This window comes from Streptomyces sp. SID5785, assembly GCF_009870065.1.
Taxonomy (GTDB): Bacteria; Actinomycetota; Actinomycetes; order Streptomycetales; family Streptomycetaceae; genus Streptomyces.
Genome location: NZ_WWIA01000136.1, coordinates 1 through 4,778 on the forward strand (window position 1 = coordinate 1; position 4,778 = coordinate 4,778).

Sequence of the window (4,778 nt, forward strand, 5' to 3'; positions counted from 1 at the left end):
GCCGGCCGCGTCCCGCACGCCCTCCAGAAAACCCCGGACCGTGGCCCGCTCCCGCTCGTCGTACGTCGCCCAGAGGGCGAGCGTCCGCGCGATCAGCGGTCCGAAGTGCTCCTCGCCGAGCGCGATCGCCCGTGCGTCCAGGACGACGGTCACCTTGCGGCGGTCGCGCGCGTCGCGCTCCCGGCGGGCGAGCCCGGCCCGCTCCAGGCGGTCGACCAGAGCCGTGGTTCCCGCCGAGTTCAGTCCCAGATCCGAGCCCAGCGCGCCGGCCGTGGTCTCGCGGCCCGCACGGGCCGCGTCCATGAGGGCGACGAGAGCCCGCACGTCCGTCGGGTGCATTCCGTTGTCCCGGGCGAACCGGGCGCTGTGCAGCGCCAGTTCGACCGTCACCGAGCGCAGCAGATGCACGATCTCCCGCTCGGGCTCCACAGGGCTCGGACCGGACACGGAGGCCTCCTCGGGCTATCATCTCGCTCAGGAACTATCTCGCTCAACGAGATACTAAGGGGTCGCACCGTTCATGAACCCGCGCATCGTGAACCCACGCCGCACGAAGCCACGCACCGCTGCCCGCCCCGCCGCGTCAGGTGCCCACGACGCCGATACGTTCGACGCCGCCTACGCGCGCGTGCTGGCCGACTGGCCGCACTCCCGCACCGCGACCACCGTCGCCACCCCCTTCGGAGCCACGCACGTGAACACGTGCGGCCCGGCCGACGGTGCCCCCGTCGTCCTGCTGCCCGGCGGTGGAGGAGCGACGTCCGCGTCCTGGGCCGCGCAGGCCGTCACGCTCTCCCGGACGCACCGGGTGCACGCCGTCGACCTCGTCGGCTTCCCGGGCCGCAGCGTGCCCGCCGCCGACCGGCCGGTCCGGACGCTCGACGACCTGCTGGCGTGGCTGACCGCCGTCCTCGACGGGCTCGGCCTCGGGGCCGGTCCGGACCATCGGCCCGTGGACCTGATCGGGCACTCCTACGGCGCCTGGATCGCCCTGCACCACACCCTGCGCACGCCCTCGGGCGTCCGTCGCCTGGTCCTGCTCGACCCGACCCGGTGCTTCGCCGGATTCCGTCCGGAGTACCTGTTGCACGCCGCGCCCCTGCTCGTGCGCCCGACGCGACGGCGGGTGCGCGCCTTCCTGGAGTGGGAGACCGGCGGTGCGATCGGGCGCGACCCCGACTGCCTCGCCCTCGAGCAGGCCGCGGCCCGTTTCCCTGCCGCGCGCCCGGCGTCCGGCCCGCGCCCGGCCGCCGACGCGTTGCGCGCGCTCGACGTGCCGACCCTGCTCCTGCTGGGCGGCGCCTCGCGCACGCACGACGCGGAGCGCGTCGCCGCCCGCGCCCGCGCCGTGATGCCCCACGTGACGGCCCACGTGCTGCCCGGCACCCCGCACCACGCGATGCCCCGTCTGCTGCCCGCCGGGGCGCAGCAGCTGATGGCCGACTTCCTGATCCCCGGCACGCCCTGACGCGCGGGGCGCGCGATGAAAGAGTGGCCCGCGGGCGATGAGTTCTGCACCGGGGCCCGGTCGAAAGGAGCGACAGGAGCAGGACGGCGCCGCACGGCACCACGACATCCCGAGAAGAACGAGGACATTCTCATGCGCACGCTCATCAGCACCGCCTTCGTCTCCCTCGACGGCGTCGTCGACTCGCCGGGCGGCGAGCTCGGCTACCGCAACGCCGGATGGACCTTCAAGGACGTCGAGTTCGTCCCCGAGGCCTTCGAGATCAAGGGGCGGGAGCAGAAGGAGGCGTCCGCGATGCTGTTCGGCCGCGTCAGCTACGAGGCGTTCAGCCCGGTGTGGCCCGGCATGGAGGAGTTCGCCGACTACAAGCCGCTGCCCAAGTACGTCGTCTCCGGCTCGCTCACCGCCGACGCCCTGGTGTCCGGCTGGGGCGACACGACGATCCTGCGCTCCCTCGACGAGGTGGCCGCCCTGAAGGAGTCGGACGGCGGGCCGATCATCATGCACGGCAGTGCGGCGCTGAACCGCGCCCTGTCGGACGCGGGCCTGATCGACCGTTACCACCTGCTGGTCTTCCCGGTCCTGCTCGGCGCGGGCAAGCGGCTCTTCAGCGACACGGACAAGGACGCCCAGCGTCTGGAGCTGGTCGAGCACGAGGCGTATGCGAACGGTGTGCAGAAGAACGTGTTCGACGTCGTGCACCGCCCCTGACCGGCGGGGTCAGTCGAAGTCCAGCGTGCCGGTGCGCTCCCGCTTGAGCTCGTGGAAGTGCGGGTGGCGCGCCAGGACGCGTACCGCGTCGAAGAGTTCGGCGGCCTGTGCGCCGCGGGGGATCGCGTCGAGCACGGGCCCGAAGAACGGGGTGCCGTCCAGGTGCAGGGTCGGCGTGCCCACGAACGCGCCCGTCGCCGGGTCCGTCCCGGCGTCGTGGCTGCGGCGCAGCGCATCGTCGTACGTGTCCGTGTGCGCGGCCCCGGCGAACTCGTCGGGCAGGCCCAGCTCGGTCAGCACCTCTTCGGTCACGCGGTCGAAGTCCTCCGTGCGGTCCCGGTGGATGCGGGTGCCGTAGGCGGTGTACAGGTCGCGCAGGATCGTGTCGCCGTGCTGCCCGGCCGCCGCGACGGCGACCCGAACCGGGCCGAGGGAGCGGTTCACGAGGTCCCGGTACCAGGCGGGCAGGTCGTTGCCCTCGTTGTGCAGGTACAGGCTCATCACGTGGAAGCGGACGTCGAGGTCGCGCAACGGCTCCACCTCCAGGATCCAGCGGGAGGTGATCCAGGCGAACGGGCAGGCGGGGTCGAACCAGAAGTCCACTCGGGTGCGGTCGGTGCGCGGGGCGGTCTGTGTCGTCATGCCCCCACCTTCGCAGCCGGGTGGCCCTGGCATCTGGGCCACTCCGGCGCGGGTTCACCGGTCCAATCCGGCGGTCGGCCCCCGCTCCTCAGGGGCCGTAGGACAGGGCCGACGCGGCCAGCGAGAGGGCCAGCATGCCCAGGCAGTTGACCCAGAACTCCGTGCGCAGGAACCGGGCCCGCAGGTGGGCGTACGACGCCGCGAGGAAGTAGCAGACGACACCCGCGGCGGCGGCCGCGCCCACTCCGTCGACGAAGATCCCCGCGACGAGGCCCGCGGCGGCGAGCAGCTTGATGACGACGAGGGACCACCACCAGTCCTCCGGGAAGCCGACCCCGTGCAGGCAGGTCCGGACGAACGCGGGAGGCCGCACGGACAGCAGCGCGTCCCCGGCGAGGACCGCGGCGAGGACGGCCTGGGGCCACCACGGGTCGGGGCTGAGTGTCATGACGGCTTCCTCTCGGGCTGCCCGCCGCTCTCGAGGACGAGCTCGACGGCCGTGGCCAGATCGGCGGCGGGACCGCCCAGCTCCGCGGTGCCGCTTCCCGCGCCCAGGAACAGCGTGCCGAGATAGGCGAGATGGACGGCGGTCGCCGCCCGCTCCGCGCGGGCGGGCGGGAAGCCGTGGCCCGTCAGGACGTCCGCGATCTCCCGCCGGAGCACTCCGGCCAGCTCGTCGAAGACGCCCGCCCGGTGCCGGCCGGACACCAGCGCGGCCGCGTAGTGCCGGGCCAGCTCCGCGTCGGCGGTGAAGGCCTCGACGAACGGGGCGAACAGCGCGAGTACGTCGTCGGCCGGACGGGCCCCGGAGGTCGGCCGCGGCGGGCGTCCGGCGCGTGCCGAGTGCAGGGCGGCGATGCGGCGGTCGAAGAGCTCGACGAGGATCGCCGCCTTGTCGCCGACCGCCATGACCGTGCCGACGCTGACCCCCGCCTCCGCCGCGATGTCGCGGACCGTGGTCGAGGCGAATCCGTGTTCCCCGAAGAGAGCGGCCGCGGCGGCCAGGACCCGGGCCCGGGTCGCCTCCTTCTGCTCGGCGCGCGACGATGCCGGGCTCACGCCGAGCCCCGATGAACAGGTTCAGTGAACATGTTCAGTACGGTAGGCGGTGCGTCGCACCGCGTCAATGGCCGGGGAGCGCGCGAACGGACGGCGGCGGACACGGTCCCGCCGCCGTCCGTTCGCGCTCCCAGCCCTGGCCGTCAGGCCGCCGCGAGTTCCGCCCGGGCGGCGCGCCGGCGGGCGGCCAGCGCGGGGTCGAGGACCGGGACCGCGGCCAGCAGTTGCCGGGTGTAGGGGTGCTGCGGGCGGCTGTACACCTCGTCCACCGTCCCCTCCTCGACGACCCGGCCCGCCCGCATGACGGCGACCCGGTCGCTGACCTGGCGCACGACGGCCAGATCGTGCGCGACGAACACCAGCGCCAGCCCCAGCTCCCGCTGCAACTCCGCGAGCAGCGCCGTGACCTGGGCCTGGGTCGTCACGTCCAGGGCCGAGACCGCCTCGTCGCACACGATCAGCTCGGGATCGGCGGCGAGCGCCCGCGCGATGCCGACCCGCTGCCGCTGACCGCCGCTGAACTCGTGCGGGTAGCGGTCGTACTGCGCGGCGTCCAGGCCGACGCGTTCCAGGAGGCCGCCGACCCGCTCGCGGATCGCGCGCTCGTCGCGTTCCCCGGCGGCCCGCAGCGGATCAGCCACCGACTCGCCGATCGTGCGGCGCGGATTCAGGGACGAGTGCGGGTCCTGGAACACCATCTGGACCCGGCCCCGGCGCACCACCCGGCCCGCACTGGGCTCGAGCAGCCCCACGAGCATCCGCCCCAGGGTGGTCTTGCCGCTGCCGCTCTCCCCGACGACGCCGAGCGTCTCGCCGCGCCGGACGGCCAGCGAGACACCGTCGACCGCGGCCGTCGCCGACGCGCCCTTGCCGAACACCCGGCGCACGTCCACCGCCT

Annotated in this window: 7 protein-coding genes; 2 read left to right on the forward strand and 5 right to left on the reverse strand. The window is 74.0% G+C overall.

Features of this window, described 5'->3' with window-relative positions; genetic code table 11:
* Positions 1 to 447 (reverse strand): MarR family transcriptional regulator (locus tag GTW43_RS04370; RefSeq protein ID WP_343245899.1); only part of this gene is annotated, 447 nt, incomplete at its 3' end.
* A gap of 73 nt (positions 448 to 520) precedes the next feature.
* On the opposite strand from GTW43_RS04370, the gene GTW43_RS04375 reads away from it, so the two are divergent.
* Both GTW43_RS04375 and GTW43_RS04380 read left to right on the forward strand, forming a co-directional pair.
* On the forward strand, positions 521 to 1,468 hold the full coding sequence (locus GTW43_RS04375; protein ID WP_161300290.1) for an alpha/beta fold hydrolase: 948 nt from the start codon (positions 521 to 523) through the stop codon (positions 1,466 to 1,468).
* A 132-nt stretch (positions 1,469 to 1,600) separates the two neighbouring features.
* Complete coding sequence (locus tag GTW43_RS04380) at positions 1,601 to 2,179, forward strand: dihydrofolate reductase family protein (RefSeq protein ID WP_161300291.1); 579 nt, start codon at positions 1,601 to 1,603, stop codon at positions 2,177 to 2,179.
* A gap of 9 nt (positions 2,180 to 2,188) precedes the next feature.
* Here GTW43_RS04380 and GTW43_RS04385 read toward each other — a convergent pair whose 3' ends face one another.
* The 4 genes from GTW43_RS04385 to GTW43_RS04400 all read right to left on the reverse strand — a co-directional run.
* Positions 2,189 to 2,821: a DsbA family protein gene (locus GTW43_RS04385; RefSeq protein WP_161300292.1), complete on the reverse strand. Its 633-nt coding sequence runs from the start codon at positions 2,819 to 2,821 to the stop codon at positions 2,189 to 2,191.
* An 88-nt stretch (positions 2,822 to 2,909) separates the two neighbouring features.
* Positions 2,910 to 3,269, reverse strand: a complete 360-nt coding sequence (locus GTW43_RS04390) for a DoxX family protein (protein WP_161300293.1) — start codon at positions 3,267 to 3,269, stop codon at positions 2,910 to 2,912.
* Entirely contained in the window at positions 3,266 to 3,880 is a 615-nt protein-coding gene (locus tag GTW43_RS04395; RefSeq protein WP_161300294.1) for a TetR/AcrR family transcriptional regulator, read from the reverse strand. Before GTW43_RS04395 ends, GTW43_RS04390 begins: the two co-directional genes overlap by 4 nt.
* A 143-nt stretch (positions 3,881 to 4,023) precedes the next feature.
* On the reverse strand, positions 4,024 to 4,778 hold a 755-nt coding region (locus GTW43_RS04400), incomplete at its 5' end, for an ATP-binding cassette domain-containing protein (protein ID WP_161300295.1).